Raw genomic sequence first — 3,328 nt, 5'->3', positions numbered from 1 at the left:
CCACCCGCACACCAGACCACCCCGACACCACCAACTCACGCTCACCGCGATCCAGCAACGACACCTCCCCCACCACCACCCACGCATCCGCCACCAGTAGACGATCGAAGAGCAATTCCAAACGGGTGATGTGTCTGGCGATCTCGTCGGCGGTGTAGCGGTCTGGATTCCACGCGAGCTGAATTCGCGGCGCGCCGTGACCCAGCCGCGGATAGATATTGATGGCGATGTCTTGGATGGGGCCGTTGGTCAAGACGTTGTACATGGGTTCGGAAGACCCGAAACGAAACGGGGTGGCGAAATCGAGGATGTTGATGATCGGGCCGAAATCGAGGTTGTCGAGATGGGTTGCGTCGTCAATGAGGCCCGGCCAGCGCCGGAACTGTTGATGCCGTAGCGCACCGACCACCGCCTTGGCAACCCGATCGGTCAGTGCGCCAATCGTGTCGCCGTCATCGACGCAGATGCGCAGCGGCACCATATTGGCCACCATGCCCGCACATCTTTTCAGCCCCGCAGTCGTGCGCGCCGAGACTGGCAGCGACATCGAGACATTGTCGCGTCCTTTGGTTTTCGCGATGAACACCGCCATTGTCGCGATAACCCGTGCGACATCGAGCTGGTGGTTCTCCGATAGATGCCGGCACACCAGCTCGTGCATCTGCGGGTGGCGTGGTGCCGCTGATCTCCGTCGCCCGCCCAGGTCGGTGACGTCCAGGGAGCCGCGCACGATGGTCTGCCAATACTCGGCATCCGCATGACTGCGCGCAGACTGCTGATACTTCTGATCTGCGTCACGGATCAGGGCAAACTCGGAGAAGTCGACTTCGGCGGTGTCGGGGGCTGATCCCGAATAGGCGGCCGCGATATGCCGGATGAAATTGTTGGCGCCATACCCGTCGAAGAGAACGTGGTGCGCATGCAAGTAGAAGTACGACAGATTGTCGGTGATCCGCAGCAGCGCGAAGTCGGTGAGTTGGTCACCGGCCAGATCAATTGGTTTGCGGGAGTTGTTGTTCATCCAGCTACGAGCGGCTGCGACCGGATCAGATTCGGCGCGCAGGTCGATGCAACGCAGACAGCGTAGGGTCTGCGGGACCAAGCGGTCGACGATGAAGACCGGTTCACCGTCCACGAGGGATAGCCGCGCGCATGGTGTGCCGAACCGCGCCGCCGCCGCTTCGCACGCAACCGTGAGCCTCTCGGCGTCGACATCGTGATCGATGGCGAGAAAACCGGCAAAGTTGTACGGGACTTCGGGCCGGAGTTGTTGGATAGCCCACATCGACCGCTGGCCGGCGGTTAACGATCCCAGCATGTCGGGTTGCGTGCCGTAGTTGAGCATGATGACGACGAACTCCCCTTTAGACCGGCAGGCCAGCGCCCGATTGGTTCACATCGTTGAGTTGGCTTATCGCGCAACCTGGGAAGGCTCGCCCGACGGGCACCGACGAAAAGTTTTGTCCCCAACTTGTGCCGGTATCGGTCAGCACCGCGACGGGTGGCGTCTGGGTTGGTTCGCTGCGCTCAACGTGTCCAATTAGCGGCTTTCCGACCGCGTCACCGCCGCGCGACTCCCATATGCGTGCAGTGCTATCGCGGCGGCAAGAAGCCGGCAGCCGACGATCACGGTTGCTCTGTGGCATCGTGCTAACGGGTTGACGACGCGGTGAAAAAGCATTAATGGCAACGACCTCCTGCCTGTATGCATCGTGACAAGCTCCACTGTCGTTGTCGGCCAGTGCCACCGGTAGAGACCTTTTGCCCTCGCGTGCGGTGGCTAAGGTCCCTACCCCCCCGGGTATGAGCGCGGGAGGGTGAATGATGGCACGCTGGCCCATGGGCCGGCGAAGATAACGAGTACCTGCGGGTTTACTGCTTCAATGATTACGGTTTTGCCCTCCTCAAGATCAGCGCATACCGCGATGTTGCGGGAGCAGAAGCAGCCGCGATCTGGCGATCCACGCTGATCGCGGTGCCCCTACCCATAGCCGGTTTAGGACTTTGTGCCCTAGATGGGTCGTAGACACACCGCAAGGCTTAAGACGTTGCTGTATAGCCCGATTCCGCCGCCGTGTAGGTCATCGGCATCGCAAGCTGACTTGTGCGGACCAACTGAAGGAGGAAGTCACGGTGGGAACATTGAAGGATGAATTGACCACCAAGGTCGTGGCATATGAGCATTGGGCCAAACGGCGTCGGTTCGGCCGCTTTGGCCCTACGGACCGCAGACTCTGGGTCCTGGCTTGCATGGATGAGCGCCTGCCAATTAACGAGGCGCTGGGTATCCAGGTCGATTCGCCGGTCGGTCATGGGGATGCGCACTGCTTCCGCAACGCCGGGGGGGTCGTCACTGACGACGCGATCCGATCAGCGATGCTGTCGACGAACTTTTTTGGCACCACCGAGATTGTCATCGTTCAACACACCCAGTGTGGGATGTTGTCAGCCAACGCCAACGACCTTGAGGCCTACTTCAAGGCCAAGGGTATCGATACCGATGAGCCCATCTTGGATCCGACGCTGCCCGAGCTAAAGCTCGACAAGGGTGGTTTCGCCAAGTGGATCGGGATGACCGACGACGTCGACGAGGCGCTGCTGAAGACGGTCGAGGTGTTTGAGAACCATCCGCTCATTCCCGACGACGTGACCATCAGCGGCTGGGTCTGGGAGGTCGAGACCCGGCGCTTGCGACCGCCTACGCGTGATCCGGTGCGACGGGTGCGCACTGACGCGACAGCGCGCGACTACGGCATTACCCAGCCGCAGCCTGCCCGCTGGCACTTGGGTGATGGCCGAAAGGACGTTGTCACGGCAGCCGACCCGGTATGCGGAATGGAGCTCGTGATCGGCCGCGCCGCCGGGCACCGCGACGTCGACGGGCACAGGCAGTACTTCTGCTCCCAGGTATGCCTCGACAGCTACGACGCCGACCCCAGCCGCTACCTGGCCTCCAAAGCATAAACGGGCAAGCGGCAGCCGGTTACCCGGGTCCTCCAACTCACGCCCGTTCGTTGAGAACGAGAGGCTGGTGTAACGGCCAACATTAAACGACAGGCCGAGATTGCCGCCCGCGTGGGCTAGTTCGAGGCCGAAGAGCATGGCCACCGCCTCGTGGTACTCGATCGCTGCCATGGCCAACGCGAGGTATTGACCGCCGCGGGTGCTTTGAACGTGTAAGTGTTGCAGGTCAACGCTAGATGAGTAATTCCCAACCTTGGTCAGTGGTCGTAGGCGATCAGTGACCTCTTGACTGGGCTGTTGATCTTCCAGTTGTGCCAGATCACAGCGGCAAGGGCGAGGAGGCGCTGGGCGACGCGGGCGTAGA

Annotated in this window: 2 protein-coding genes and 1 pseudogene; 1 reads left to right on the top strand and 2 read right to left on the bottom strand. The window is 61.3% G+C overall.

Going from position 1 to position 3,328, the window contains the following annotated elements:
- Positions 1 to 1,345, bottom strand: a 1,345-nt coding sequence (locus EET03_RS25760; protein ID WP_244232537.1) for a condensation domain-containing protein, incomplete at its 3' end; no start/stop codon positions are given.
- A 905-nt stretch (positions 1,346 to 2,250) separates the two neighbouring features.
- Between EET03_RS25760 and EET03_RS25755 the strand changes: the two genes are divergently transcribed.
- The gene (locus EET03_RS25755) at positions 2,251 to 2,964 is read left to right on the top strand and encodes a YHS domain-containing protein (protein ID WP_244232536.1); all 714 of its coding nucleotides are present in this window, start codon (positions 2,251 to 2,253) and stop codon (positions 2,962 to 2,964) included.
- Positions 2,965 to 3,221: 257 nt separating this feature from the next.
- Here the strand turns inward: EET03_RS25755 and EET03_RS25750 are convergent.
- A pseudogene (locus tag EET03_RS25750) lies at positions 3,222 to 3,328 on the bottom strand (IS982 family transposase); the annotation flags it as partial.

The sequence above is a fragment of the Mycobacterium innocens genome (assembly GCF_900566055.1).
GTDB classification, from domain to species: domain Bacteria; phylum Actinomycetota; class Actinomycetes; order Mycobacteriales; family Mycobacteriaceae; genus Mycobacterium; species Mycobacterium innocens.
This window is presented reverse-complemented; position numbering and strand designations above follow the sequence as displayed.